The sequence below is a fragment of the Paenibacillus sp. FSL L8-0470 genome, from assembly GCF_038008625.1.
In the GTDB taxonomy this organism is placed as follows: domain Bacteria; phylum Bacillota; class Bacilli; order Paenibacillales; family Paenibacillaceae; genus Paenibacillus_AQ.
Window position 1 is genome coordinate 7,084,125 of record NZ_JBBOZM010000001.1, and the last position, 25,641, is coordinate 7,109,765.

26 protein-coding genes and 1 pseudogene are annotated in these 25,641 nt (G+C 50.0%); 11 read left to right on the plus strand and 16 right to left on the minus strand.

The window, feature by feature from the left end:
• Nucleotides 1-13: 13 nt before the first annotated feature.
• A complete protein-coding gene (locus tag NST99_RS32255) occupies nucleotides 14-763 on the plus strand; it encodes an esterase family protein (protein ID WP_341097153.1) in 750 nt (249 codons plus the stop codon).
• Nucleotides 764-870: 107 nt separating this feature from the next.
• Here the strand turns inward: NST99_RS32255 and NST99_RS32260 are convergent, their stop codons facing one another.
• Complete coding sequence (locus tag NST99_RS32260) at nucleotides 871-1,158, minus strand: DUF6509 family protein (RefSeq protein WP_038597869.1); 288 nt, start codon at nucleotides 1,156-1,158, stop codon at nucleotides 871-873.
• A gap of 124 nt (nucleotides 1,159-1,282) precedes the next feature.
• Nucleotides 1,283-2,380, minus strand: coding sequence for a 23S rRNA (adenine(2503)-C(2))-methyltransferase RlmN (rlmN, locus tag NST99_RS32265; RefSeq protein WP_341097154.1), 1,098 nt, complete (start codon nucleotides 2,378-2,380; stop codon nucleotides 1,283-1,285).
• 387 nt (nucleotides 2,381-2,767) lie between these two features.
• Here rlmN and NST99_RS32270 point away from each other — a divergent pair, with 387 nt between their 5' ends.
• A complete protein-coding gene (locus tag NST99_RS32270; protein WP_341097155.1) occupies nucleotides 2,768-3,310 on the plus strand; it encodes a GNAT family N-acetyltransferase in 543 nt (180 codons plus the stop codon).
• A gap of 129 nt (nucleotides 3,311-3,439) precedes the next feature.
• Here the strand turns inward: NST99_RS32270 and NST99_RS32275 are convergent, their stop codons facing one another.
• The 4 genes from NST99_RS32275 to NST99_RS32290 all read right to left on the minus strand — a co-directional run bounded on the left by NST99_RS32275 (nucleotide 3,440) and on the right by NST99_RS32290 (nucleotide 7,101).
• Nucleotides 3,440-4,702 (minus strand): polysaccharide deacetylase family protein, encoded by a 1,263-nt coding sequence (locus NST99_RS32275; RefSeq protein ID WP_341097156.1) that lies wholly within the window; start codon nucleotides 4,700-4,702, stop codon nucleotides 3,440-3,442.
• A gap of 5 nt (nucleotides 4,703-4,707) precedes the next feature.
• Nucleotides 4,708-5,430, minus strand: a complete 723-nt coding sequence (locus NST99_RS32280; protein WP_341097157.1) for a hypothetical protein — start codon at nucleotides 5,428-5,430, stop codon at nucleotides 4,708-4,710.
• A gap of 237 nt (nucleotides 5,431-5,667) precedes the next feature.
• Nucleotides 5,668-6,024, minus strand: coding sequence for a nucleotide excision repair endonuclease (locus NST99_RS32285; protein WP_341097160.1), 357 nt, complete (start codon nucleotides 6,022-6,024; stop codon nucleotides 5,668-5,670).
• A gap of 102 nt (nucleotides 6,025-6,126) precedes the next feature.
• The gene (locus NST99_RS32290; protein WP_341097162.1) at nucleotides 6,127-7,101 is read right to left on the minus strand and encodes an NAD-dependent epimerase/dehydratase family protein; all 975 of its coding nucleotides are present in this window, start codon (nucleotides 7,099-7,101) and stop codon (nucleotides 6,127-6,129) included.
• A 654-nt stretch (nucleotides 7,102-7,755) separates the two neighbouring features.
• On the opposite strand from NST99_RS32290, the gene NST99_RS32295 reads away from it, so the two are divergent.
• On the plus strand, nucleotides 7,756-7,890 hold the full coding sequence (locus NST99_RS32295) for a hypothetical protein (protein WP_341097164.1): 135 nt from the start codon (nucleotides 7,756-7,758) through the stop codon (nucleotides 7,888-7,890).
• A 163-nt stretch (nucleotides 7,891-8,053) separates the two neighbouring features.
• Here NST99_RS32295 and NST99_RS32300 read toward each other — a convergent pair whose 3' ends face one another.
• Entirely contained in the window at nucleotides 8,054-8,602 is a 549-nt protein-coding gene (locus NST99_RS32300) for a TetR/AcrR family transcriptional regulator (protein ID WP_341097166.1), read from the minus strand.
• Nucleotides 8,603-9,606: 1,004 nt separating this feature from the next.
• Nucleotides 9,607-10,719, minus strand: a pseudogene (locus tag NST99_RS32305) (nitric oxide synthase oxygenase); the annotation flags it as partial.
• Between the two features lie 272 nt (nucleotides 10,720-10,991).
• Between NST99_RS32305 and NST99_RS32310 the strand changes: the two are divergent.
• Complete coding sequence (locus NST99_RS32310; protein WP_341097170.1) at nucleotides 10,992-11,222, plus strand: SunI/YnzG family protein; 231 nt, start codon at nucleotides 10,992-10,994, stop codon at nucleotides 11,220-11,222.
• Between the two features lie 36 nt (nucleotides 11,223-11,258).
• Nucleotides 11,259-11,570: a putative quinol monooxygenase gene (locus NST99_RS32315; protein WP_340896028.1), complete on the plus strand. Its 312-nt coding sequence runs from the start codon at nucleotides 11,259-11,261 to the stop codon at nucleotides 11,568-11,570.
• A 120-nt stretch (nucleotides 11,571-11,690) separates the two neighbouring features.
• On the opposite strand, the gene NST99_RS32320 is transcribed toward NST99_RS32315, so the two are convergent.
• From NST99_RS32320 to NST99_RS32345, 6 genes are all read right to left on the minus strand, one after another.
• Nucleotides 11,691-12,527: an EcsC family protein gene (locus NST99_RS32320; RefSeq protein ID WP_341097172.1), complete on the minus strand. Its 837-nt coding sequence runs from the start codon at nucleotides 12,525-12,527 to the stop codon at nucleotides 11,691-11,693.
• A 224-nt stretch (nucleotides 12,528-12,751) separates the two neighbouring features.
• Nucleotides 12,752-13,033: a hypothetical protein gene (locus tag NST99_RS32325; protein WP_341097175.1), complete on the minus strand. Its 282-nt coding sequence runs from the start codon at nucleotides 13,031-13,033 to the stop codon at nucleotides 12,752-12,754.
• 78 nt (nucleotides 13,034-13,111) lie between these two features.
• Entirely contained in the window at nucleotides 13,112-14,524 is a 1,413-nt protein-coding gene (locus NST99_RS32330; RefSeq protein ID WP_341097817.1) for a hypothetical protein, read from the minus strand.
• Nucleotides 14,525-14,595: 71 nt separating this feature from the next.
• Nucleotides 14,596-15,291 (minus strand): DUF6033 family protein, encoded by a 696-nt coding sequence (locus tag NST99_RS32335; RefSeq protein ID WP_341097177.1) that lies wholly within the window; start codon nucleotides 15,289-15,291, stop codon nucleotides 14,596-14,598.
• 197 nt (nucleotides 15,292-15,488) lie between these two features.
• Nucleotides 15,489-17,477: an FAD-binding protein gene (locus tag NST99_RS32340; protein WP_341097179.1), complete on the minus strand. Its 1,989-nt coding sequence runs from the start codon at nucleotides 17,475-17,477 to the stop codon at nucleotides 15,489-15,491.
• Nucleotides 17,478-17,678: 201 nt separating this feature from the next.
• The gene (locus NST99_RS32345) at nucleotides 17,679-18,485 is read right to left on the minus strand and encodes a MerR family transcriptional regulator (RefSeq protein ID WP_341097181.1); all 807 of its coding nucleotides are present in this window, start codon (nucleotides 18,483-18,485) and stop codon (nucleotides 17,679-17,681) included.
• 203 nt (nucleotides 18,486-18,688) lie between these two features.
• Here NST99_RS32345 and NST99_RS32350 point away from each other — a divergent pair, with 203 nt between their 5' ends.
• The 3 genes from NST99_RS32350 (at nucleotide 18,689) to NST99_RS32360 (ending at nucleotide 21,293) form a co-directional block, all read left to right on the plus strand.
• The gene (locus NST99_RS32350; RefSeq protein WP_341097182.1) at nucleotides 18,689-19,792 is read left to right on the plus strand and encodes a UvrB/UvrC motif-containing protein; all 1,104 of its coding nucleotides are present in this window, start codon (nucleotides 18,689-18,691) and stop codon (nucleotides 19,790-19,792) included.
• Nucleotides 19,793-19,967: 175 nt separating this feature from the next.
• A complete protein-coding gene (locus tag NST99_RS32355; protein WP_341097184.1) occupies nucleotides 19,968-20,555 on the plus strand; it encodes a hypothetical protein in 588 nt (195 codons plus the stop codon).
• 66 nt (nucleotides 20,556-20,621) lie between these two features.
• Nucleotides 20,622-21,293: a hypothetical protein gene (locus NST99_RS32360; protein ID WP_341097185.1), complete on the plus strand. Its 672-nt coding sequence runs from the start codon at nucleotides 20,622-20,624 to the stop codon at nucleotides 21,291-21,293.
• 161 nt (nucleotides 21,294-21,454) lie between these two features.
• On the opposite strand, the gene NST99_RS32365 is transcribed toward NST99_RS32360, so the two are convergent.
• A complete protein-coding gene (locus NST99_RS32365; protein WP_341097186.1) occupies nucleotides 21,455-22,321 on the minus strand; it encodes an SDR family oxidoreductase in 867 nt (288 codons plus the stop codon).
• A 264-nt stretch (nucleotides 22,322-22,585) separates the two neighbouring features.
• On the opposite strand from NST99_RS32365, the gene NST99_RS32370 reads away from it, so the two are divergent.
• Nucleotides 22,586-23,134, plus strand: coding sequence for a hypothetical protein (locus NST99_RS32370; protein ID WP_341097187.1), 549 nt, complete (start codon nucleotides 22,586-22,588; stop codon nucleotides 23,132-23,134).
• A gap of 68 nt (nucleotides 23,135-23,202) precedes the next feature.
• Here the strand turns inward: NST99_RS32370 and NST99_RS32375 are convergent, their stop codons facing one another.
• Nucleotides 23,203-23,790, minus strand: coding sequence for an NAD(P)H-dependent oxidoreductase (locus NST99_RS32375; protein ID WP_038597923.1), 588 nt, complete (start codon nucleotides 23,788-23,790; stop codon nucleotides 23,203-23,205).
• A gap of 120 nt (nucleotides 23,791-23,910) precedes the next feature.
• Here NST99_RS32375 and NST99_RS32380 point away from each other — a divergent pair, with 120 nt between their 5' ends.
• Nucleotides 23,911-24,339 (plus strand): MarR family winged helix-turn-helix transcriptional regulator, encoded by a 429-nt coding sequence (locus NST99_RS32380; RefSeq protein ID WP_341097189.1) that lies wholly within the window; start codon nucleotides 23,911-23,913, stop codon nucleotides 24,337-24,339.
• Nucleotides 24,340-24,434: 95 nt separating this feature from the next.
• On the plus strand, nucleotides 24,435-25,481 hold the full coding sequence (locus tag NST99_RS32385) for a C40 family peptidase (protein WP_341097192.1): 1,047 nt from the start codon (nucleotides 24,435-24,437) through the stop codon (nucleotides 25,479-25,481).
• The last annotated feature ends 160 nt before the right edge of the window (nucleotides 25,482-25,641 follow it).

Sequence of the window (25,641 nt, forward strand, 5' to 3'; positions counted from 1 at the left end):
GATGTGTTAACGGATGAGGACAAGCTACCATAAGGAGTACAGCCATAACTTGCACAGGGAAATGGAGTATAAAATATACGGCCACGCCGGCAAACCGATGCTGGTCTTCCCTACGTCACTCGGCAGATTCTATCAATACGAGGATTCGGGCATGATCCAGACGCTCTCGGAATTCATTGAGGCCGGCAAGCTGCAGATTTGGGCCTGCGACAGCATTGATGAGGAGACCTTCTTCTCTGCCCACTGGAATCACGAGGACAAAGTGCAACGGCATGAGCAGTATGACAAATACATCACGCAGGAGCTGATCCCCGGCATTCTCGACCAGAGCAAATGGAACAATGGCGGCAGTGACCAGCGCATTCTCATCTCCGGCTGCTCCATGGGCGCATACTACAGTGCCAGCTTCTTTTTCCGTTATCCGCAATATTTCGATACCTTGATCGCCCTAAGCGGCGTCTATTCCACCTATTATTTCTTTGGCGACTATATGAGCGACAACGTCTACCTCAACTCTCCGCTCCACTATTTGCCGGGACTTCAGGATGATTATTATCTGCAGCAATACCGTGACAGCAACATCATCATTTGCGTCGGCCAGGGCGATTATGAGGACGAAATGCTTCATGAAACCCGCCTGTTGCAGGAACTGCTGCAGCGCAAGGAGATCCCTGCCCGGTTTGACTATTGGGGCCACGATGTGAACCATGACTGGCCTTGGTGGAATCAACAGATTCATTATTATGTCGGCAGCTGCCTATAGTCGTTATATGTTGCAAAAAGGGAGCTGCCATAGTGGCAGCCCCCCTTTCCTATGCAGAACCCGTCTTACTGCCTCAGATAGCCACAGGGGTTCCCTTGCATACTTCCTTACTCCGGCAGATGTTCTGTACAGAACAAGGCCAGTGCTGCTTCCTCGTCCTCTTCCATATCGAAATCCAAAACGCGGCCTGTCGTCGTTTCCAGCAGATCGTAACTGACGATGGCGCTCTTCTCTTCCTCAACTTTGAAAATCACGCGGGCCGATACCCCGTTCTCTTCGTACAGTTCATCTTCTTCCGGCACATCCAGGTTAATCATGAACTCATATCGCTTGCCGCTTAAAATACCGAATGGGTCTCTTAAATTTTCCACGGTGTAGCTTGTAAATGTCAGCACAACGCATACCTTCTTTCCTAATCACTGCCAAGCTATTGTATCACAAAAATCCTTAGCAGGTGATGGAAGGGATTATGTCCTGCTAACCAGACCGTCCGCAACCTGCTGAAAATGGTCTCCAGTCTTACCCGGCTACTACCCCGTTCTTATCCGCGCTGCTGTCCTTGGTCTTCTTAATCTGCTTGCTGCGCAGCTGGCCGCAGGCGGCATCAATATCCGTGCCATGCTCCAGCCGGGTGCTGACGCTGACTCCCTGCTTCTTCAGCGTGTCAAAAAAGGCCCGTACCGACTCCCGCTCGCTCCGCTGGTACTGACTGTGTTCATCCACAGGGTTGTATGGGATCAGGTTGACATTGGCCAGCTGACGCCGGTCGCCGATCAGTTCTGCCAGCTCCAGCGCATGCTCCTCGCGGTCATTGATGTCCTTCAGCAGAATGTACTCCAGTGTAATTCTCCGGTTCGTCTTCTCCAGATAATAATCAATCGCCGGCATTAATTTCTCTATAGGAATCGCACGGTTGATCTTCATAATCCGTGTCCGCAGCTCGTTATTTGGCGCATGTAAAGAAATCGCCAGGTTGACCTGCATATTGGCATCGGCAAATTCTCTGATCTTGTCGGCCAGACCGCTTGTCGAGACGGTAATGCCCTTGCCGGCAATCGCCAGCCCTTTGTGGTCCTTGATGATTGTCAGGAAATTCAGCAAATGTTCGAAGTTATCGAACGGCTCGCCGATCCCCATCACTACTACATGGCTAACCCTCTGCCCCAGTCCGGCCTGATCGAGATGCTGCTGCACCTTCATAATCTGCTCCACAATCTCGCCGCTGGACAGATCACGGCTCTTCGCCAGCAGTCCGCTCGCACAGAAGCTGCAGCCGATATTGCAGCCGACCTGAGTGGTGACGCAGACGGACAAGCCGTATTTCTGCCGCATCAGTACCGTTTCAATCAGATTGCCGTCCTTTAGACGGAACAGGAACTTGATCGTACCGTCAGCCGATTCCTGCTTCACATGCTCATCCATCGTTTGAAATACATAATGCTCGGACAGCAGCTGCACACAATCCTTATTCAGATCGGACATCTCCGTGAAATCCGTAATCCGCTTGCGGTAAATCCAGTCCCAGACCCGGGCTGCACGGGACTTTTTGTGGCCGCGCTCCGATAGCCATGACGCCAGTTGATCCAATGTTAATCCATAAATGGATTCTTTATTCATTTCATATCCTCTTTTCAAAACTTTAAGTTCAATCTATTCTACCTTGACAGGACTTTTCCAACAACATCTACTTATTGTCTCAAATTTCGTTTATTAAAACAAGGGGAATCCCTGCCTGTGGCCCAGTTAAATTAACAAAATCAGGCCGCCGGCCCATCCACATAAAGCTGCCGCAGCCCTTGCAAAATTACTTCCAGCAAAAAGCCTTGTCCAGTGTATGGCAGGGCCTGCCGGAAGATCAGGGAGGGCATGACGGCATCATGTCTGCTGCACTCCCATCAAGCAAACTGTCTACAGTTAGGTGTCGGGCAAACAGAGGATAATTTCACCTAATCTCGAATATATGAATTACTGTTATAAACTTAACATTTCAAAAGGAGACTTAATATGTCACAGGCATCAACTTCGCACTCTAGATTTAAGGCTGTATTAAAAGGATTGACCCAAGAAAAGGCTATTGAAGTTACAAATGCAATGATGACTGAATTTAAAAAAGCAATTAGTACAAAAAAAACACCAGTTCTCGAAACTAACTTTATTAAAGAAATCATGAAACAAGGTGAACAAGATTTCTTCATCGTTCCTACCTTTAATCCAAATGAGCCTTCAGTTGGATTAATGTCCAAGAACCTGAACGCTGTTATGCACGTTGCTCTGAATCGAACGGATAAAAAGTTTCTAAAGCACTATAACTCTCCACAAATCGTAGATTTACTTCATCTCCATTCATACCGTAAAGGAGAAGGGAAAAAGTTAATGGAGGCATTTCTGCAAATTCAAGGTAACCTAAATATTCCGGGTTCATTATGGACGGAAACGACTGAAACTATGAAGTATTTTGAGAAATACGGTTTTGAAAATTTGGGGAAGTTAGGGGACAGCTCTGAATTTCTTATGAAATTACCTTGTGGAACTTGTTATAGTCGTTGAAATGGTCTTTTTCTTTGGGGCTTAACGTCAAATTGCGGTAATGGGGGAAGTCCCCACCGATGATTATAAGCCGGAGAAGGATTGTATAAAGCGCACCCATTTACAATGGACACGCTCTAACCCTGCGGATTATTTAAAGATAGCGAATTTCAAGCCCTTGCTCTTAAGATATTGGATGATTTCAGGGAGGATCTTTACGGTTATGCTTTTTTCATGCAAAAGATAGATGCCGCCCGACGGATCGGTTGCGCGGAAATAATGAAGAATCTCCTCCGGGCTGTCCGCCTTCCAATCCTCTGGGTCACGGTTCCAGAGCAGCACCTTCATATGCTGTCTGCCAACTTCAGCCGCCAGCTCTTCATTCACCGCTCCATACGGAGGACGGAAGACCGTTACCGGAGACTGGATGAGTTGTGCCAGCGCGTGGTTAACTTGACTTAGATTGTTCCGGTTCTCTTCACCGCTGTTCCTGGTCATGACGCTGTGATCCCACGAATGATTGCCGACCGCCATGCCCTGCGTATCCGCATAGATTACTTCCTCAGGGTAGTGGAGCACATTCTGTCCAATAAATAAAAAATTGGCCGCAATGCCTTCCGCCTGCAGAATATCCACGATCTCCTTGGTATACTTCGAAGGGCCATCATCGAAGGAGAGCGCCACATATCCCTTGGGCAAGGCGTATTCATAGCTGTCTCCGCCAAGCTCAATCTCCTCGTACAGCAGCTTGTGCACTTCTTTCTCATCCACTACTGGTACCGTGGCTTCTTCCGCTATACTGCTCTCAAGTGAAGTCAGCCGCACCACAGGGGCATAAGGAGCAGACAAGTTGTCATCCTGCCCGGAACTATGAGCACCAGCCTCAGACTGGGTGACTTCCACCTTCGCTTCGGCACTGTCCGAGAACAGTCCATCGTCCATACGCAGCAAGAATACGATCAGCAGAAGGCTCAACACAAGTCCTCTCAGGGCAATTGACCGGGCTCCAGCCCTGGAACTGCTGCGCTTAACCGGTTTCGGTACTGCCGCTACCGCCGGGGAAGGAATCACTGCTGCCTCTTCCGGCTGCTTCAAGCGATGAAGTAAGGAGATATATTCCTCGGAGCAGGCGAAATACAGCGTTTCGCTGAAAGTCCGGTTCATTTTGATAAGCGAGCTGAAATGTGTCTGGCGGAAGGGATCCCACTTCGCATACAGTGACAGCCGAATCCGCTGTCCTTCAAAAGGGGGGAGTGCGTTCATTTGCAGATATGTAAGTTCATCTATGTGGACCATTTGTCTGGTAAAGGCACCGCTGCGGGTTAGACCTACCTCCATCCGATAACCGTCCTGCCCGTGCTCAAGCGACAGCAACTCTATCATCAGAGCGGCGCTTTTTTCCTCAACTGGCATAAATATTATGTATCCCCATTCTCATCACTGCGCTCTGCAGGCAGGCTGCTGCCGCCAAAAGGTGCTGTCATCCGGTTGGTGAAATCGCTGATCATGCTGGAGAGGTAGGCTTTCTCCTGCCGGACCATTTCGTATTTCTGTCGAAGATGGCCATTTTCAGTCTCCAGACGTCCGATCTTCTCTTCCAGCTCATTCATTTTCTTGAGCTTCTCCGCATGGACCTCATTGTGCTTCTGCACAAGGTTAACGTATTTCTGCTGCTCCAGATCAATGGTGCTCTTGAGTTCATCCATTTCTGCAGAAAAGGTGATATGAAGCTCGCGGTAATCCTCCAGCACCTGATCCACCTTCAGATTACGCTCTACCAGCTTCTGCTCCAGCTCCATAATGTTCTTCTCCCGGTCTTCAATCACCTTGTTGAGGTTCTTGAGATCCTTGTTCAACCGCTCCACATGTCCGCTGGAATGCGCAAGCCGGTCCTGAAGCTCACGGTTATTCGTCTCGGCATGTGTCCGGTCCTGAATCATCTGTTCAACCGCAAAAATCAAATCCAGTGATTTCTTGTCCAGCTGTGCTTTGCCCGTCGAAATCAGGCTGTTCTGGCTGTCACTCTTTTCATAGCTTTCCGAATCTTCAGGAGGACTTTCTGCCAATTGTACCTTTTGAACCATGCCCGGCTTCAGCGTTTTGTCCACCGCGTCTCTTTTCTTAAAAAAAGGAGCAGCCATCTATAAATCACCTCATTATAAATGTCAAAAAATGTCGAGCATATACGAGTTTATTATAGATGATTTGTCCTGGATGTAAGTGAGCCTTAATATCTAACTTTCCTAAATACATCTAAAGACCCAATTTGTTGCCACAGAAGGGATTAACCACGCCAGAAGGCCGGATTTCCGCGGTTGCCGGATTTTTCGCACAAAAAAACGCAGCCCTATTGGACCACGCCTTTTGCCCTAAATTCATTATTTATACAGGACTTTCTCCACATTGTACTTGGCTTTCAGCTTGTTCACAATGTAGGTTTCGTAAATCTCTCTGTCGACCGGATCCTCAACGAGGCATACCTCAATCTTGGTGACTTCGTCGCGATGGGGCTTCATTACGGATACGTTATCTTCAAAATGCTTTTTGATTCTGGGTCTCAGCTTTCTGGCCTTGCCTACAAACAACAGCTCGTCGTTGTCGTTATAGAACATAAAGATACCGCCGGCTTCACGCGTAATCAGGTGGAAATCCGTAAATCCGTAAACATGGCTCAGCACAGGATTCTCCTGCTTGGTAATCGTAACATCCGGTGCCGGGATGGTAATGCTGATCATTCGTGCTCACTTCCCTCTTGTATATAGAAATAAATAGTATCACAGATCAAGTGGCCTGACTATTTCTATCTTCTGCGGCTTTGATGTATTTTATAAGCGTGTTCACAAAGATTTATTCTGCCGGGCCTTAAGCACGCGGATCGTTTCCGTAATTCCCTGTTCAAACGGTGTGGCCGGAATCGGCCCGACGGTACGTTCATATTTGTTGCCGCTTAAAATAAGGGGCTCCTTCGTTAGATAGAGCATCTCGACAATCTCCTTCATGACCGGGATGAACAGTCCCAGCAGCGACAAGCCGGCGGCACCGACGGGTATAACAGGTTTTGATAATCCGCTAGCCGTCCGGGCTATCCGGACAATCTCTTTACCCGAGATGATGCCCGCACCTGGAATGTTCCAATTCTGCCCGTACGCTTCCTCCCTGCCCGCCAGCTCCACCATCATCACTGCGGCATCCGGGAGGTAGACGTATTCACGCGGAACGCTCATATTTCCGATGAACATCGCTGGTTTCCCGGCGGCAATCGCCTCCAGCGTCGAACCCAGATACGATGCCTCGTTGGCGGTCGGCCCGTAATAATCGGGCAAGCGGACGATCATTCTTTTGGCCCAATTCCAGCGCGGGCTGAAGAACATCCGCTCAAACTCAAGCTTGACTTTCCCCTTTTTGGTATGCGGATTCTTCGGATAATCCTCATTGATCGGCTGCTCATTCCGTCTTTTACCGTACGGATAAATGCCGTCCACCGCAACAATCCGGGTCCCTAGCTTGCTTGCCGCCTCCAAGACCGCTTCCCCCATCGGCAGCAGCTTGGTGCTCATCTCGTGATAAGGCACCGAAGCACAGTGGAAAATAACATCAGCCCCCTGCGCGGCCTCCTGTACATCGCCCGCCTTAAATACGTTGCCGGTCTTCAAGCGGAGTCCTGTTGGATTCCCCAGCTTCGCTGCAAGCTGCTCCAGCTTTGGAAACGATCGCCCAAAGGCGACCGTTTCCACCCCTCTTTTCAGCAGCTCGGCAATAATGACCATTCCTGTTCCTCCGGTTGCACCTAACACGACAGCTTTGTTTAACATTTTAATTACCTCCTGATTAGTGGGTTTGGGTTTGGGTTTGGGTTTGGGTTTGGGTTTGGGTTTGGGTTTGGGTTTGGGTTTGGGTTTGGGTTTGGGTTTGGGTTTGGGTTTGGGTTTGGGTTTGGGTTTGGGTTTGGGTTTGGGTTTTTGGCTCTTGGCTCTTGCTCTTGGCTCTTGGCTCTTGGCTCTTGGCTCTTGGCTCTTGGCTCTTGGCTCTTGGCTCTTGGCTCTTGGCTCTTGGCTCTTGGCTCTTGGCTCTTGGCTCTTGGCTCTTGGCTCTTGGCTCTTGCTCTTGGCTTCAACGGATTGGGTAGTGATTAATCAATAATTAAACACTTTCGTGGTTTCTGACTGTCACGGACTGGAGAGACGTTATCTTGCTGATCGAAGTCTATTTGACTTCCATTCGGACTCAGGTGCACTTATTGAGTGTGAAAATCAACAAATTGAGTGTTATTGTGAACAATAGCTGCACTGAGGTCCGATCACTGCTGCAAACAGGAATTTCTCCGAAATAAGAGCTCTGGTGTCCGGAACACCATGCTGACGAACCATCAGGAGGATTGGCTTTAGGGTGATACGGCGAGATAGCGAATCGGCTTTAGCAATAGGCTATGAGATCGGCGTTACGGCCACTCGGATTAGCACTAGGCTATGAGATCGGCGTTACGGCGATTCGGATTAGCACTAGGCTATGAGATCGGCGTTACGGCGATTCGGGTACTTAACTTAACCATATTGCCATACGGCATACCGATGGAGACTAATGCTTGGCGATTGACTATTTAACCAGTTGATGAGCGGCTCAAGATACCGTTGCTCCTTAGTACTTTAGTTTCTAACAGGGCACTTTTGTTATTGGCTAATCACTAACTAAAATTCATTAATATCTAAGGGACTCCGCCCTTAGATCCTGGTCACTAACCAAACTCACCCTAGTACTCGCTGGTGCTTACAGATGCTTTGGCTTTAGTTCCGGCATTCCCAGCGCCATTGCGATATTGCACAGCATGCCGTTAGCCATAAAAGTGCTGACCTCAACCTCGGGATGCTCCATTCCGGCAGCCACAAATTTCCCCTTAACCAGACTGGTGACCTCAAGCATTCCCTTCTGCATCGCACGGAGGATCATTTCATCACGGATGCCCAATGCCTGCACTTGCAGAAGAATCTCATTAGGATGGGTCTCCATCAATTGCTCATATACCCGGATTGTTTCCGCAAGCAGCTGATCTGCAGGAGCCTCAACACTCTTAAAGGTACGGATAATCCGCTCAAAGGCACGGTCCAGTGCGGCTACAAACAGTTCCTCCTTGTTCTTGAACAGCTTGAAAATATACGGCTGGGAGATGCCCACTCTCTCCGCCACCTGTGCAGTGGTCGCCCGGTAATAACCAAGTTCGGCAAAAACCACAACCGCCGCCTCCAAAATCTGCTCCCGCCGGTTAACGGAGGTTGCTTCAGCTGCCTTAGACCGGACCGTACTGGATTGTTTGTTCATGATGGCCTTATGCCTCCTTTTCTGATGAATAGTGAAGTGATTCTCGCCTCAATCGGTGGTTATTGATCAATCACTTTCCTGGTTAGAAGTATATACTCCAATCCTTAAATTATCAAGCCCGTATTTTAAAAGCCTAGCCGGCTGTTCCACCCTTACAATCGCTCGGCTGTCATCCTCAGCAGAGATGAAGGACTGGATGGAAATGTCTGTATCACTTGCAGCCAGAGTGCCGTTTAGGAAATAGTCCGCAAGTTTTCTTCGAATTATAGTTACGCTTGGGATTTCCCCTGCTGAGCATTCTGTCCGACACCACACTTGCAGATGAACGCTGAATCAACTTATGGTGCCCCCTTCAAAATAAATGTATTTACTGCAACTATTCAGGGGTACAATAGAGCTTTTTTTAGAGATAGATGTATTTCGTACAACTAGAATTGGCGAAAAGCAACCTTTTGCCCAAATCACCCCTAAATAATTGTACAGAATACAGCTATCTCCCATACTGCTCCAAAATGCTGGTTTTTAGATGTATGAGATGCAGTTAAAGAAAACGAGAAGCTGATAGCCCGGAGGAACTATTGCTGGTGGTGAAAAGGGCAAGCCATCTCCGCCGCTGCATGTCCAGGTCCAGCAGGAGTTTCTTCGCTCCGATGCTCCATGGCGTCCAGGCCCGCCGCAGTGGTAGAACTGGTATGCCCCGTGCTATCTCGCCTACCTTCCTGCTCAGCTTCTTGCATACCCTCCTGAGCACATTCTCGCGCACTTTCTCGCGCACCTTCCAGTGCCCCCACATACGTACTTCCTCGGGTACCTTCTTGCGTACCCTCCTGCATACCTTCTCGCGCACCCTCTCGCGTACCTTCTCGCGTACCCTCCAGCGCCCCTTCCTGCGCTCCCTCTTGCGTACCCTCCAGCGCCACTCCCTGCGCACCCTCTCGCGTACCCTCCAGCGCGCCCTCCTGCACACCTTTCAGCATACCATCCGCCTCCTTCAGCCACCCTGCATAAGCAGAACTTTGGTAGACCAGGCGCGGGCTGAGGTTAAGCTCTTTCAGCTTGTTGTCATTCCAGATTGGCGTAGCCGAGGGTGACATTGGCGGGATCAGCCAATGCCATTTCCCCGATACTTCCCGCCCCCGCTGCTTCTCCTGCTCCTGAAAGCGGACGAACTGATCAGCAGCGGTATGATGATCCACTATGCTTACTCCGGCCAGCTTGTAGGAATGCAATACGGCACAGTTAAGCTCCAGCAGAGCCCTATCCTTCCAAAGCGAAGTATTGGTCGAACGGTCCAGTCCAAGCAGATCCGCTACAGCCGGCAGCCGGTTATAGCGACTGGTATCACCAAGATTGCGGGAACCGATCTCCGTTTCCATATACCAGCCGTTAAAAGGAGCAGCTGTATACCGGATCCCGCCAATTTCCAGCTGCATGTCCGAAACGATCGGCACCGAATACCAGCGCAGCCCAAGCTCCGGGAAACGTTCGATTTCCGGATGGGTTAGCGGAACCTCCTGCACGATTCCCTCAGGAATGGGGAACAGACGCGGCTGTTCACAGCCGATACTGATTACGAGCGGCAGCACATCGAAGTCGCCGCCGGTCCCTTGCCAGCCAAGCTTCCGGCAGAGCGAAGTAAAAGCATCGGACGCTGGGTCGCCAGCGCGCGGATCCTCTCCATTCCCGGGATACCCGGCATAACGGATCAGTTGATGATTCCAGATGCGGATCACTTTCGCAGGATCTTCACCGCTGCGGAACACGGTCATCACCGGACGGATGCGTCCTCCGTTATTGGCCCGCTCCATGTGGGCCAGCAGCGCTTCGGCCACCTCCTCTGCGGTTTCCTTCCCGCGTGCGTCAATCACCTCGAGCGAATGCCAGAACAGACGCCCGATGCAGCGGCTGTTATGCCGCCACGCTACCCTTGCTCCATGTGTCAACTCTTCTTCGGTATGCTTATAAGTACCGCTTTGCAGCACTTCTTCATGTATGGCCGATATCCGCTCAAGGATCTCAGGCTCGGATTTCTCCAGCTCCCCGTAGCATAACCGGATGAACGATTCGGCCTGACCTATTAAGTCTTCGCGCAAAACTCCGCAGTTATTATTTTCCATACCGTCCACTCCCTTGCTTGATCCGTTCTGCCGGATGTTCGTGATATTTTTCTCAAAGAGGGATGAATTTGTATTCCTGTGTCCCTGAAGTTAATAGCATAATCATAGTAACTCCTGCGGGAATAAGCAAGAATCGGACAGGCTGTGGGCAAGGAGACTCAAGCGATCCTTTGAATGGTTATATACCGGAGACCAGCCAGCTCTATAAAAATATAAACTGAAAAAAAATCTAATTTTGTATATTATAGTATGGAGTCTTCAGTTGGCATTATGTGATCAAGTGGCAGCTGTCAAAGTTTGAAATACCTCTTTCGGAGATTGTGGAGGTTACACAGGACGATACTTATGGCGGTTCCGAAAAAAATGCCATTCGAATCGGTACTCCTTACGGCACAACGGACAGGGTTGTCATTAAAACACAGTCCAACATTTATATTTTATTTACCTCGGATGCAGTGGCAATTATAAAAAAAATAGAGGATCTAGGGAATTCTGAAAGTTAACCGCTTCTGTTAAAATAAGAATCTGGGGTGATACATATGAGCAAATATGGGATGTACGCTAAATTTACTGCACAACCCGGCAAACGCGATGCTTTGGCAGAAATCTTGCTGGAAAGCGCGGCAGCTGCTGAGACTGTCGAAGAGTGTGAGCTTTACATCATCAATTTCTCGGAGACCGAACCGGATATTCTCTGGGTTACCGAGGTATGGAGCAATCCTGAGGCACATGCGGCCTCGCTCAGCCTGGAAGCTACCAAAGCGGCTATCCAGCGCGCCATGCCGCTGATTGCCGGTGTGGAGTCCACAAAGCTCAAGCCTGTTGGCGGCAAAGGGCTGTCGTTTAATTAAAACGCAGACGAACTTAGTGAAGAATATAAAAGGCAATAAACGCAGCCTGCAGCGGCTGCATTTATTGCCTTTTTAGCGTTATCTCAACTCAGCTATTCAAAAAAATCTATAACCATAGATTTATTCCATTTCAGCCAGCCTGGCAATAATTCTACGCTTACGGTACAGCATCCGCGCGGCCTCAGCCACATCCTCCAGCGCCTTCCGGTTTAGATATGCGCCAAAAAACATCCCGGCGACGGGAACGGCCTGGAGCATCTTTTTCCAGCCCCAGTTATCGCGGTAGACCGTAATAACCTCCTTCCAGCCCTGGATCTTAGAGACGGCAGCATTCGTTCCGGGGGTGATATCGCCGTTGCCTCCGGCCTGCAGATTAAGCTCCTGCAGGATGGTCCGTTTCCCCACAATATCCGAAGACGCGAACTGCATCACCTTCACCGTAAAAATCCGTTCCGCCTTGTCCGTAGGATTATAGCCATAGCATAGACCGATTTCCTGAATGACCTTCAGCGACAGGCCCAAGATAGCGGGAATATCGGCAGCAAGCGTGAAGAAACCCCCGAACCCGGTTGTAGCCCCTTGCGCCGTTGCTACATTCCGGCTGCTCTGACTCAGCTTCAATGCGGCCTCATCCATCACAGCGAGCGGAAACGGTCCCTTCTCGCTTCCCCCGGCAGCCCGGCTGGACGACTCCAGGAGCGAGCCCACCTTACGTCCAGCCACCAGATAGTTGCCCCCGTTCTGGATATAACTGCCCAGTTCATCCAGCAGCCTGCCCAGCTTCTCGTGTATCACCTTTGGTGTGATTTTGTCCAATAGCTTGAACGGCAAGCGGGTGATCCGGTCCCAAATCATCAGCTTGTTCTGCTCTTTTTCCCATTTTACAATTACGGCAAGTGCGGCCCGCAGCTCCGCAGCCGTTTCAAAGCGTGGCAAGCCTTCGGCAGTTTCCGGCATAGGGTAACCTCCTAAAAGTTTTGTGAGCGTTTCTTCACTGAGTTTACTTCGTACAAAATCCACACGCAACAGCGCCTCTTATCTTTATAACCGAATTAACGGCTATTGATTGCCTCATCCTACTATTCGTTTCCGGGTCAAGCCAAACAGGCATTTCCGGAGACTCACCGGAAATGCCTGCGGCTGCACATACTGCCTGGGAAACACCATCATTGAGCTGGGCTCTAATCCTTAATCTGGCTCTGCTGCACTTCCAGAGCGGCTAACCTTTCCTTCTCATCCTGTAGTCTTTCTTCGGTTAGATCAACGCCATGGCCGCCCACCGAGCCCTCCGGGGCATGCTTGACTGCATTTTCGGCATGCTCCAGACTATTCCCCGCTTGGGCAAGAGTCTGTTCATTCGGATGGCTTAAAGCCTGCGTTACTGAGTTATGCAGCTTGGTCACAGAATCTTGTGCCTGGTCCACCGTGCTGTTCGTCCGCAAACTGGATTCATAGTGCCTCATAAGTTGAATACTCCCCCTTCTGTCACGCTTCCGATCCTCTTTAGCATGGATAAGGGGAGGTTTTCTTATACACAATATCTACATCAGGAACATGGCAGCAATCGTCGTCGCCAAGAGGCCCAGCAGCACCGGCTTCAGGTTCCGCCGGGCCAGCTCGAACGGGCTGACGCCGCAGATGGCGGCTGCCGGAATGAGCGCCCACGGAATCAGTGTACCGCCGCCGACCCAGATGGCGGCCACCTGTCCAAGGGCGGTCAAGGTCGCCGCGCCGGAATGAATCGCGGCGGCAAACATCTGGGCAATCGGGCCGACCAGCGAGATGCCGGAAAAGCCGGAGCCGTCAAGGCCGGTGATCGCGCCGATCGCCGTTAATGTTACGGCTCCTACCGCGCCATTCAGCGGAACGTGCGCTGCAAGGGCGACGCCAAGATCATTCACGATGCCGTGTGAGCCGCCGGGCAGTGTGTTCCCAAACAGCTCGGTGAAGGCCGAATCACCGAGATAAAAGAAGGCCGCGATGGGGATGACCGGGCCAAATACTTTAAAACCAAAGATAAATCCCTCGATCAGGTAAGAGGTGATTTTCTCCAGCCCCTGGTTATGATGGGCCTGCAAAGTGATCGTAATCAGGATCAGCACGGCGGTTCCGCCAACCAGGGCCGTAGCATCGCCACCCTGCAAGTCAAGGATAAACATCGCCACTACATCGAGCAGGAACAGTAAGGGGATGGTGATTGCCAGCCCTTTTTTCAGACCGGGGCTCATCAATACCGGAGCGGTCTCCTCCGCTCCTGCTGACAACGGACCTGAAGAACCTTTGACCGACACCAGCCCGTCTCTCCAGGTTCCATTTCTCTGATCTCTGCGCATCATCCAGAACGCCGTGACCGTAGTGACCAGTCCCATCACTATAACGAGCGGCAGGCTCGCCTCCATAACACTGGACACCGGAAGGCCTGCGGCATCTGCGGTCAGCTTCGGTGCCCCCTGAATTATATAATCACCGGATAAGGCAATCCCGTGGCCGAACAGGTTCATCGCCATCGCTGCGCCAAGCGCGGGCAAACCCACCCGGACAGCCACCGGGAGCAGTACCGCCCCGACCAGCGCCACCGCAGGTGAAGGCCAGAAGAAGAGCGAGGTAACCATCATAATCAGCCCGATCCCCCAGTAGGCCATCGCTGGTGTGCGCAGGAACCGGGTAAGCGGAGCCACCATCGTTTCATTAATGCCGGTAGCCCTCAGAATCCGGCTCATGGCCACAATAATGGAGATGATCATAATTGTGCTCATCAGCTCTTTGGTCGCATAGACAAATGAATTGAAGATTCCCGACACCGAACCGCTGAGCGTACTTGTTGCAAGCAGCCCCAGGGCAAAAATCCCGGTCACACAAATCATCGTTGTATCGCGCCGCCTGATCAGCAGCGTCATAATAAACACAATAAAGACCAGATACACCCAGTGAACCGCAGATAATTGAATGCTCATCATCTTTGGCGCCCCCTTTCCTCCTCAAGCAAGATGGTGCTATATGCTATGCGGAGGGTTGGGCTATTGTTCTACTGCCTCTTGTCTGACTTGCTGTTTCTGATCAGCAAACTTAGCTTTAGCAAATCCCTGGAGGACAGAGCTCTGATGGCAGCAGGAAGCGCTGGCTCCCCTGGCTGGGTAACAGGCTGCTTCCCGCTACCCTCCGGCATGACCCATTCGGTTTCATTCCGCGCTACTGCAGCAATATGTGCCTGCTCCGCTTTTTCCTTCAGCTTATCTGCCTCGATTCGTCTGCCTTTCTCCACTTCCCCGGGAGAAGCTACTGATGCAGACCAAACCGTATATGTACCATCTTTGTGTATAATCAGACTGTGCCCTGTCACTGTGACCCCATGCAGCTCTTCCATCTGGGCCAGACTCTTCAAATCTTCATGGATATAGCTATCAATATAACCGTAAACCTTCTTCTTTATGGAAGGGTCCTTGCTCATTAGATGCAGAATGTTTGGTGCCACCACCACTTCCTGCAGGCTGCCGCTTATACCTCGCTTGGTAATGTCCTTATCATCTGCCGGGATGGTTTCGATACTGACTGTAAAGTCGTAAATATCCCTAATCTTCTGCGCCTGTTCCTCAGTCATAGCCGTAACGGAAGCCAAGGTTTCAGAGAAGCCAAGGGAGGGCGCTGCTGTGGTATCCTTGATCTTGGACTGCGGCGGTCTTTTAATTGAGCTTCGCTGAACTCTTGATATTGAAATGTTCATTCAGCATTCCTCCTTCCTGCATAAACAATGCACTATACCCTATTTATCGGCGCATAAGAAAGAGTTATTAAACCGTGCAAGCTCCCGGCAAAATCTATAAGACTAACCAACAGTGCCGTCGTAACTGCGCTGAATCCGCAAAAAAAACCACCCGGCGCTTAGCCGAAATGGTTGATTAAGAAAAGTATTGGGGAAACTCATTTCCCTAAAGCGCTGCTGGCAGCATCTTCACCGCCAAGACGGCCGGAAGTGAATGAATAGCCGATGCCGACACCATTACCAACATAGGTATCGTTGAACAACACGCCTTCCGACTCCAGTCCGACAGCGTACAGGCCTTTAACAGGCACACGTTTGTCGTTCAACACCTGGAATTGGGTGTTGACGAGCAACCCGCCGACAGAGCCCAAGTTGTTGATCTCGGCAATAATCGCATAGTACGGACCGCTTTCTCCCATAGGAAGCAGATAGTCCTTCGCTTTGCCGAATTCAGTATCTACGCCTGTCTTGGTCGCTTCCTTGTATTTGCTGAAGGCATCTGCGAATACAGCCGCGTCCATTCCGGCATTCTTAGCCAACTCTTCAATGGTGCTGCCTTTATAGCCATCTCCATTCTCTACCATGGAGTCAAAGACTTTGTCCGCATCCTTCCAAGGGTTCTCCAGCGTGAACTGCTTCGCAAATGTTGCGTAGAATTCCGGCGGCATTCCCGGCAGACTAGGTGCTTGTACACCGTTCATCCCTTTAGCCTTCAAAGCGTCGATCTGTGACTTGGAGACAATCACGTAATGATAGGCACCGTTAAATGCACTCGTATTGGCGGCTGCCACTGCAGTAAGCGTAGCCGCTTCGTCTCTGAATCTCGCCCCGGACGAGCCTACATTCATGAAGTTCGGCAGGTAGGAAAGCATCAGCGGGTAGCTGGCCTCAAACGGCTCATATTGTGTCTTCAGCTTCTCTGTTGCTCTGGCCAGCGTCTGGTGAAGCATTTGTCCGCCGAAGTTATCAGGAACCTTGGCCCCGGCAGCCCAGGACATTTCCAGGCCTTCGCCGATATTCTGGCCCAGTCCGCCATTTATACCCTCAAACCCGAAGGCTTCCTTAACCATTTCCTTGTTGGCAGCATAACCGCCGGTGGCCATCACGATGCTTTTGCCGGTAATCTCCAGCGTTGTACCGTCTGCCTTCTCGGCTACTACACCGGTCACTTCTCCATTACTGCCTGTAATCAGCTTCTTGGCTGTAGTTTCTGTGATAACCTGTCCGCCTTTTTTCTCCACCGATTCTGCCAGCATCGCCCGGAGCAGGTCCTGGCGGGTCTCGTAGGCCGGAAGCATATGCAGCTGTTCACCTGCGAAATTAATAAAGGTGGTTTTGTAGCCTTTTTGATTCAGCCAATCATAAGTATCCCCGGACTTCGTCACATACTGGCGGATCGCCGCGGCGTCCACACGCCAATGGTTATTGACGATCCAGTCGGAAATTTCTTTCTCCACACTGATCTTAAGCCCGCTGCTGACGGCAGCAGAGGAATTGTAGAATTTACCCGCCCAGGATAAATTGCTCGCTCCGCCGATCGTTGCCGTCTTCTCGATAATAATGACCTTTGCGCCTTTATCCGCTGCGGATACCGCCGCAGACACGCCAGAGGCACCCGCGCCCACAACGACAACATCGGCGGCCAGCTGTTCTGTCTTGCCTTCGCCGGCTTTGGCAACAGTTCTGGATTTGAAGGCTTCCACATTGCCGCCTGCCTGCTTCAACGCATCTTCAACAGCAGTCAGGATCGCTGTGCTGGATTCGGAAGCGCCGCTGACGGCATCGATGGCCAAGGTTTGACCGGCTATGATTTCTTCCTTCACTTTATTGATAGCTTCAACGCCGATGCCTGCTGTTTCATTTTGGCTTACGACCTGAATGTCCGTAATCTTCTGGGCTGCATCCAGTGTAACTTCCACCTGAATTTTGCCGTCTTTGCCATCAGCTTCCGCCTTGTACGTTCCCGCTTTGAAAGAAGCCGGGATTTCACCCGAATCGGCTGTTGGCTGCGTCGCTTCAGGCGATGCAGACGGCTGCTCCGAAGCGGCCGGTTCACTTGAATTGCCGCTGCAGCCTCCGATGATCGACAGGATCATGACCAGGCACAGCGATAACATGAATATTTTGGTAATGGATAGCTTGCGCATTGCTTATTTGCCCCCAGTATAGTTTTGTGGCCGTCCTTATTTCTCTCTTCCCGGACCGCCCATGCGTATGTCCAGAGTGTAAACCTTGGTGCAGCACCAAGGTCAATGAATTATATGTGAAACTTTTCTCAAAGTGGGGGGTAGGACGGGAAACCCTCTGCTTTTTGAAGAAGCAGTCAGGTTGTTATTCAATAGGCAAGTTTAGATCGGGATATTAATCTCCAGATAGGTTTTGTTCGTTCCGCTCCTTCGTTCTGTGAACAGAATTTTTCCGATAATGTCACCCGTGATGGCATAGCGGTGCTCTTCGGCATAATCCAGCATGAATTGAAAAGCACTCCGTTCGATGTACTCTTCACAAGAGGTTGCAATCACCGAAGATATGCAGGTCGCCGGCTGAAGATATTCAACACTTTCATTCAGGCTCACTTCAAGCTTCTCCTGGTCCTCCTCCAGCAAGGCCAAGCCCCAGCTGTAATCCAGCTCCGCGCTCCTGTAGATACTTTCCGTATTTTCAATCCGGAAGGAATAGAACGTAAAGGGCAGCAGCTCCATCCAGGCTTGGACCGTTCTTTTCAGGCAATCCTTCTGCAGCAAATGATTTTTGTTCGTCTGCTGGATTCTGTATATTCCCGGCAGATGCTTGATCCGGCACTTATAGAAAGAATGGCTGATTACCTTCAGCTCCTTATGGATCTCATTGATCTTGTTCAGCAGCATCGTGCTGCGCCTGATTTCCGCCTCCAATTGCAGCTGCGCGGCGGCGATCGACTCCACTACCTGCTCCGAAGGCGCATCATTAATAAGCTCGGCGACATCCTGAAGCGGAATCTGCATACTGCGGTACCACCGGCTGGACAGCAGATTCCGGGCATCCAAATCATCAAAATAACGGTAGTTGTTATGATGATCTTTCATGGGTCTGACAATATCATGCTTCTCATACAGCCGCAGCGTATCAGCCGTTATCCCTAGAATGGATGCGAACTCCCCGATTGAATATTTCATGAAATCCCCCCAGTTTGTCGAAATTTATATTTTATATCCTTAATGATAAGGGGTTTTGACGGGAGCCTTTGTGGGTTATATCACATCGCCATATTTCTCACACCGTAGAGCAGAAATCGGACTTTTCCAGTCGCCGCCGCCAATAGCATCGTTTATACTAGACTCTACTAGAGAACGTAATCAGCGGAGGAGATTTCATGCCTATGAATCTAACAGAAAAGGTGGCAGCCCTCCCTTTATCGCCCGGAGTCTATCTGATGAAGGACAGCCTCGGCCATATCATCTATGTCGGCAAAGCCAAGCAGTTGAGGAAAAGGGTGCAGTCCTACTTCTACAATTCCAAGGGGCATTCGCCCAAGGTAAACCGGCTGGTCAGCAACATCAGGGATCTTGAATATAGAGTGACCGATACGGAATTTGAAGCCTTTATGCTGGAGTGCCAGCTCATTAAGGAAATTAAGCCGATGTACAATAAAAAAATGAAAAATCCGCTCGCCTACACTTATATCACCATTCGCAATGATACCGCCTACCGGCAGCTTGAAGTGGGCTATGATCCAGGACAGGCTGAGAACAGCCTATCCTTTGGTCCCTTTACAAGCAGAAGCACGGTGGAACGTGCGGTGCAGGGTATTAAGGAATGTCAGAAGATCCTCTGCAGCAGTCCGCATGCCAAACAGACGCTCTGTCTCAACCATTCTCTGGGCCTATGTATCGGGATGTGTGGAGGCGGAGAAGCGCTGGAGAAATACAATGGCATTATCGACCAGATCATCGCCCTGCTGAATGGAGAGGACACGGGTATCCTTGAGGATCTGGAGCGGCGAATGGATGAGGCGGCGGAGAGATATGATTTCGAGGCGGCGGCCAAATACCGCGACTATGTCGGAGCTGTCCAGTCCCTGCTGCAGAAGGAGAAGGTTACCCGTTTCACGTCAGAGAACCAGAACATCGCCGTCCTGGAGCCGGTGAACGAACAACTTCTAAAGCTTATTCTGATAAAAGGCAGCCGCATTCTCTTCCGGGCCAAGCTGGAAACCGGACATCCGGATATGTCGCAGCTGCAGGCCGGCATCCAATCCGCTATTGCGGAGACTTTCACCCAGTTGACACGGGAATCGCCGGAAGCGGTCAACCGCCATAAAATTGACGAAGCTCAAATCATCTACAGCTATTTAAAAAGCAATTCCGGCAGCTATATCCTTGTTCCCCATGAGCTGCTTCATCCAGAGCATCAATCGTCTCTTCGCGAGGCGGTGCGTGAACTGCTGGAGAAATTTCGTGCTGTAACAAAAACGGCTGAATGAGCTTTCCATAGGAAAGCTCGCTTCGGAAGCATAACCAGTCACCGGATTTCCACCGCGTATAGCAGGTTATATCAAGAAATCTGGGGACAACAGCGGCCGGAACTCCAAATATTCACCGCAGTTACGTCCTCGCCAAAATGGGAAATCTTAAATTCAATCTATAGGAGGAAAACACTTGAATCTCAAAAGAACTTATACCTTATTAACAGCAGCTCTTCTACTTCTTGTACTGGCAGGATGCAGCAGCAATGCCGAGCCCGTCACCATGGAGCCGGATACCTTCTCCCAGCAGGATATGGCCATCTACAAGGCGGTTAACAGCAAGGAACGCGTCAGCTACGGCATGAGCCGCAAGGATGCGGAGAAGGTGCTGGGGACCGGAAATAAAGGGATTCCGAATTCGTATACATATGATCCCGGAGTGAGCGTGATCTACAGGGATGATAAGGTCGTATCCATAGCGCTGCGGAAAGAATCCCAAGGGGTATATAGAACTGCCCGGGGAGCTGAAGCCGGCATGAGCCATGCGGGTATTAAAGAGTTATATGGAGAGAAATATGCGATAGAGAATGCTGAGAATTATATGGATTATTACTACGATACAGAAACACGTCAACTTGTGAAAAGTTCTGTACAGGAGTTGAATTCGCTCTCGGGGGAAGCGCTCAGAGGCATACATATGGTTTCGACAGTCTATGATGAGGAAGGAAAGGCCACGATAATCATACTGATGGATAGGCAGGCAGCTACTACTATGAAATAGTTCCTTGAGAAGGAGTACACAAATACAGAAACTAACAATTTGTATTACATTATTTAGGAGGTTGGTATGAGCGATTTTTTCCAGGATTTTAAGTTGATCGAGAGCAATGCGGAAGAATTTCATATTTTGACACCGGAGTACATCTATTCTGAGATTGGAAAAGAGAACGAAGCACTTGTCGTCCAAGCACTTGCGAGAGGAGAGGATTTTCCGGCAGAAGTCCGTCATGGAAAAATATTTTCAATCGGGGATATTGAATCCGTATCCTCGAACAAAAAGGGAATGTTTACGAATATTGTAACTAGATCTAGTTTCGGAAAAACAGAGACTGACTTTATCGTAATTACGGATCCCGACATTCGCGAAGATTTCATCAGGTTATTACACATACATATGGGTAGTGAATATAAATTTAACAAAAAGCAGCTAACAAGCGTCACAGCTTCCTTAAAGCCCTTATTTTTTGTGCTAATCATTCTGGGGGTAGGGGCTGTTATGACTAAACTTTCAATCAATGCTCAAACTGAACCTATTGAGGAAGGTCGCATTTTGAAAGCTAGGGTTCGTGTTCTTTATTATTTACTGGGCCTGATTAACCCCGTCTGGGTAATGGTTTTTACCGGGATTGCCTTGTTCATTGCACTTGTAATCGTCATTCGCAGAATTGCAAATCCGCCACATATTATCCAAATCAAGCCTGCTAAAAGAAGGGTAGCTTATTTGGCCAGATTTCGATGAACTGTTAAGTTAACTAACTATGCAGGTATGCGGCATGGCATTGCTGCCCTGTATTCAAAAAAGAGTCTGCCCTCCGGTTATGACCGGCGAGGGCAGACTCTTCTTATATTCAAGCCAGGCTGATCATTGACAGGCTGGCTTTGTGCGGTTCAGGCCAGTGTTTACGCCTTCGCACCGTTCAACATTTCACTTATGCCTTCGCTAAGCGGCGTGAGCGGACGCTGCAGCAGCTTCCCGAAATCGTCGCTCTCGATGTCCAAAGCACCTTCGCGGATCGCGGCTTGAATCGCGACCACAATCGGGAGCGCTGCTTCCGGCACGCCCGCTCCGGCCATAACGCTGGAGTAGGTGGCATCATCCACCTGCTGCACAGCAACGTCCTTGCCCAGCACGCTGCCGACTATTGCAGCCAGCTCTGCCTGGGTTGCCGGCTTGCCGGACAATTCGTACACGGCGTTCTCTGTACCTTCGCCAGCCAGAACAACGGCTGCTGCCTCTGCATAGTCGCGGCGGGTAGCCCAGCCAACCTTGCCTTCGCCGGCCGAAGTCAGCCAAGGGGCTCCGGCTTGAACGGCCTGAATGGAGCCGATCTCATTCTCCAGATACCAGTTGTTGCGCAGGAAGGCATAAGGAATGCCTGACTCAATAATGAATTGTTCCGTTGCACGGTGTACCGGAGCAAGGAACAGAGTACTGTTGTCGGCATGGCCAACGCTGGTGTACACGATGTAACCTACGCCTGCCCGCACAGCGGCATCAACTGCTGCCTTGTGCTGGCGGATCCGGGTATCATTGTCGCCGTCTGCTGATACGATCAGCAGACGGTCCACACCGGCAAATGCCGCATCCAGCGTCTCGGGCTGATCGAAGTCACCATGACGGATGTCGACTCCACGAGCCCGCAGGCTCTCAGCCTTCTCCGGGTTTCTTACACTGGCTACAAGCTTCTCAGCCGGTACGGATTTCAGCAAGGTTTCTGCTACGATAGAACCAAATTGTCCTGTTGCTCCTGTTAATGCGATTGTCATGTTAATTCCTCCATTGGATATATTTATTTGAATGACGTATTGCATTTCATGCTGTGTTGAGGTTTTGTTGATCCTGTAACCATTGTAGTTACATGTAGGTAAAATGTCAAATATATTGTTTTCCGCCTTTATTATTTTCAAAAAAAGGGAACTACTCCGCTTTTACTGCGTCTGTATAAATAAATTCTGAAGCTCATGCTTCCGAAGTGAGTTTGTACAAAGTCGATTCAAGGATTTGCTCACAAAACTTTTAGGAGGTTATTCATGAACAAGCTGATTGTTTATTCGTTGGCTGGGATCTTAACAATTGGAATTATGGCATCTTGTGGTGATAAATCCGGCACAAATGCTGCATCGCCAGCGGTGAGTGCTGAAACTGAGATTTCGGCAGCCCCTCAGGCAACGGCTCAACCAACCGCACATGCGACTGATCAGCCCGTAACTACTCCTCAGCCCAGTCAGGGGACTTTTACTACAGGGGTGTTTCTAGATTTAGATACGATCGAAGATCCCTTATTTAACGAGGAGATTAAGAATCTATTGAATACAACATTGGAAGCCTTGGCTAATAAAAAGGAGGATGCCTTCCGCAGCGTGTTCAAAGACAGTCAGTCCGCGGATGCATTTATGTATTTGTTCGGGAAAGATTATTATTTTGATACTATAGGTACCGTTGAACAAGATAAAGAAGGAAGAGTAATCGTAGAAATTAGAGGGAAAGTTAAAGACAGCGGTGAAATAAAAGAGCCTAATTTGTTCTACTATTTCATGAAGGACGCAGACAATCACTGGAGTTTGCGGGCGATTGATTAATCGCCCGGCTCCCGTGCCCGCCAAAGGACGGCGGGCACGGGGAGTGATCTTTTAGAACGGAGAGCCGATTATGCACTCACCGTTTTGAAATAGCGGTACACCTGCTGAAGCTTCTTCGCGTGCTTACCCCGCGGGCTCTCCATGCTGCCGAACTCGAAGAATTTCACCTTGCGGATACCCACGTAGTTAAACAACGCTTTACGCATCAGGGCTTTGTGCGAATTATTCAGCCACAGCAGCGGATAATGCGCCGGACCTTTCATGCTGGATACACATACCACCGATTTCCCCTTCAACAGCCCTTCCGGCAGAAGCCCGCCCTTATCCTTGTACGCAAATCCCGAAGCAAACATCTGATCAATATAGCCCATTAGCATTGCCGGAGGCCGTCCCCACCAGATCGGGTAGACCAGCACGATTTGGTCCGCCCAGATCAGCTGTTCCCTATACTTCGCCAATGCCGGATCACTGTGCATATCCCTCCTGCGTTTGTGCTCATTGAAGACCAGCACTGGGTCAAAACCTTCCTCATATAAATCCAGCACCTTAATTTCCTTGATCTTGCCATTCTCCTTGCTCCCCCGGATCACTTCCTGCAAAAAAGCATAGCTGAGGCTCTTGTGATTCGGATGTGTATAGATAACCAGTGTGTTCATATTCGCTGCCCCTTTACTTATCATTTGATAACAAAAGAGTAACACATCCCAATTTTAGTTGTCAAATGATAATTGTATTTTGATAATTATTTTGCTATGGTGTCCTATAGAGGTGATCCTATGGACCAGAATAATTTATTCCAGAAATTCGTGACTTTCACCACCGCTGTCCATCAAATAACAAGCGATATATCCAAAGGCGTGAAATCCGAGGCGCTAACGCCTGTTCAGTATAAAATTCTTGAATACATTGCCGTGAGCCAGCCCGTCACGCTCAGCGAAATCAGCGACTGCATGCATATGTCCATGCCCAACACGAGCCGTGAGCTGAAGAAACTAAGCGAAAAACATCTATGTCACAAAATCACCGATCCCGCCGACCGGCGCAAGCAGGGCATCACCCTCTCTCCTGAAGGCGAAACCATGATGAACGAGGCCTTCCAGCACATTGCCGTCCGGTTTGCTGACCGCCTCGCACATGTTACAGCAGAGGAACGCAAAGAGATCGAGCACGCGCTCGATCTGCTGCAGGAGAAAGTATTTTATTGAGCGGAATCTCCGTTACCAACATTTAACACAAAACCATTTCGGCTTGGCATCGTCCAACTGTATAGAATCAAATCTATCAGTAAGGTGATGAATACATGACGAAAAGCAAAACTGTACTATTCTCTTTATTGGGCCTGTCCCTCTTCTACTCGGCTTCTGCTCATGCAGACTCGGTGATCCAGACGCAAATCACACCGAAGAAGATCTCCATCTATTTGGACGACAGGCAACTCCAAGCCGAGGTTCCGCCGGTCAGCCTACGTGGCGCTGTGCTGGTTCCAATGCGCGGACTGTTCGAAGAGCAAGGGGCCAAGCTGAATTGGAATAACACGGCAAAGATCGTTACTGCCACCAAAGGTGACAAGAAGCTAACCTACCGCATCGGGGATACCACCGCCCAGTTGAACGGGCAATCGCTCACGCTGGATGTTCCCGGTCAAATTACGGATGGCTACACTTTAATTCCACTGCGCTTCGTCAGCGAAGCACTCGGAAGCAGCGTAACATGGGAGCCGATTACCCAGTCAGTGCGGATCTTTTCTCCAATAACCTATGAAACCTCCATCCTCTGGGGTGTTAACTTGCGGAGTGCCCCGGACGCCCAAAGCGGCTCCGTCCAGTCAGAAATGCTGCCTAGCGGTGCGAAGGTTCATGTGATCCGTGAGGTTAACGCTTTATGGCTGGAAGTGCGGACCGAAGACAACCAAAGAGGGTACATATCGGCGAAACCGAAATACAGCGATTATACCAGTGCTTCTCTGCTGGATAAGCAGACCGAAGCGCTGATATCTTACGGAAAGACCTATCTGGGCACCCCGTATGAATTCGGGGCTTCTCCGGATCAGACGAAAACCTTTGACTGCTCTTCGTTTGTGAAGCGATTATTCGGGGACACCCTGTCCATTGAGCTTCCGCGCGTATCCTACGACCAGGCCAAAGAGGGCAAGAAAGTCGGCATCGACTCCTTGCGCAAAGGTGATTTGCTGTTCTTCAGTGCACGCGGCCTCGATATCGGCCATGTGGCCATCTATGCCGGAAACAATCAGATTTTGCATACCTATTCCAAAGACCTGAATGTTCACGTTGAAGCCTTTGACGGCCAGTGGAGAAAACGGTTTGTGACTGCCCGCAGAATTCTATAGAACAATTAACACCCCCTCCAAGGCGCATGAATTAGATCCTTATTGCGCCCTTTGAGGGGGTGTTGTCTTGCCGGCCGTTCGCAGCACTAAGCGAACAAAAGCCCCATATATAGATTGAACTGAAAAGTTTAGAGTAAAGGGCCAGTCGCAACTTCGGTGA

What these genes read in the sequence shown, in the direction of transcription:
- NST99_RS32270 (WP_341097155.1), top strand. Translation starts at nt 2,768, where the DNA reads ATGTCACAGGCATCAACTTCGCACTCTAGATTTAAGGCTGTATTAAAA.
- NST99_RS32340 (WP_341097179.1), bottom strand. Translation starts at nt 17,477, where the DNA reads ATGCGCAAGCTATCCATTACCAAAATATTCATGTTATCGCTGTGCCTG.
- NST99_RS32280 (WP_341097157.1), bottom strand. Translation starts at nt 5,430, where the DNA reads ATGGCTGCTCCTTTTTTTAAGAAAAGAGACGCGGTGGACAAAACGCTG.
- NST99_RS32330 (WP_341097817.1), bottom strand. Translation starts at nt 14,524, where the DNA reads ATGAGCATTCAATTATCTGCGGTTCACTGGGTGTATCTGGTCTTTATT.
- NST99_RS32370 (WP_341097187.1), top strand. Translation starts at nt 22,586, where the DNA reads ATGAACAAGCTGATTGTTTATTCGTTGGCTGGGATCTTAACAATTGGA.
- NST99_RS32345 (WP_341097181.1), bottom strand. Translation starts at nt 18,485, where the DNA reads ATGAAATATTCAATCGGGGAGTTCGCATCCATTCTAGGGATAACGGCT.
- NST99_RS32315 (WP_340896028.1), top strand. Translation starts at nt 11,259, where the DNA reads ATGAGCAAATATGGGATGTACGCTAAATTTACTGCACAACCCGGCAAA.
- NST99_RS32320 (WP_341097172.1), bottom strand. Translation starts at nt 12,527, where the DNA reads ATGCCGGAAACTGCCGAAGGCTTGCCACGCTTTGAAACGGCTGCGGAG.
- NST99_RS32300 (WP_341097166.1), bottom strand. Translation starts at nt 8,602, where the DNA reads ATGAACAAACAATCCAGTACGGTCCGGTCTAAGGCAGCTGAAGCAACC.
- NST99_RS32335 (WP_341097177.1), bottom strand. Translation starts at nt 15,291, where the DNA reads ATGAACATTTCAATATCAAGAGTTCAGCGAAGCTCAATTAAAAGACCG.
- NST99_RS32365 (WP_341097186.1), bottom strand. Translation starts at nt 22,321, where the DNA reads ATGACAATCGCATTAACAGGAGCAACAGGACAATTTGGTTCTATCGTA.
- NST99_RS32380 (WP_341097189.1), top strand. Translation starts at nt 23,911, where the DNA reads ATGGACCAGAATAATTTATTCCAGAAATTCGTGACTTTCACCACCGCT.
- NST99_RS32295 (WP_341097164.1), top strand. Translation starts at nt 7,756, where the DNA reads ATGAGATCGGCGTTACGGCGATTCGGATTAGCACTAGGCTATGAGATC.
- NST99_RS32385 (WP_341097192.1), top strand. Translation starts at nt 24,435, where the DNA reads ATGACGAAAAGCAAAACTGTACTATTCTCTTTATTGGGCCTGTCCCTC.
- NST99_RS32360 (WP_341097185.1), top strand. Translation starts at nt 20,622, where the DNA reads ATGAGCGATTTTTTCCAGGATTTTAAGTTGATCGAGAGCAATGCGGAA.
- NST99_RS32285 (WP_341097160.1), bottom strand. Translation starts at nt 6,024, where the DNA reads ATGATCAGCATTACCATCCCGGCACCGGATGTTACGATTACCAAGCAG.
- NST99_RS32350 (WP_341097182.1), top strand. Translation starts at nt 18,689, where the DNA reads ATGAATCTAACAGAAAAGGTGGCAGCCCTCCCTTTATCGCCCGGAGTC.
- rlmN (WP_341097154.1), bottom strand. Translation starts at nt 2,380, where the DNA reads ATGAATAAAGAATCCATTTATGGATTAACATTGGATCAACTGGCGTCA.
- NST99_RS32375 (WP_038597923.1), bottom strand. Translation starts at nt 23,790, where the DNA reads ATGAACACACTGGTTATCTATACACATCCGAATCACAAGAGCCTCAGC.
- NST99_RS32325 (WP_341097175.1), bottom strand. Translation starts at nt 13,033, where the DNA reads ATGAGGCACTATGAATCCAGTTTGCGGACGAACAGCACGGTGGACCAG.
- NST99_RS32255 (WP_341097153.1), top strand. Translation starts at nt 14, where the DNA reads ATGAGGACAAGCTACCATAAGGAGTACAGCCATAACTTGCACAGGGAA.
- NST99_RS32290 (WP_341097162.1), bottom strand. Translation starts at nt 7,101, where the DNA reads ATGTTAAACAAAGCTGTCGTGTTAGGTGCAACCGGAGGAACAGGAATG.
- NST99_RS32275 (WP_341097156.1), bottom strand. Translation starts at nt 4,702, where the DNA reads ATGCCAGTTGAGGAAAAAAGCGCCGCTCTGATGATAGAGTTGCTGTCG.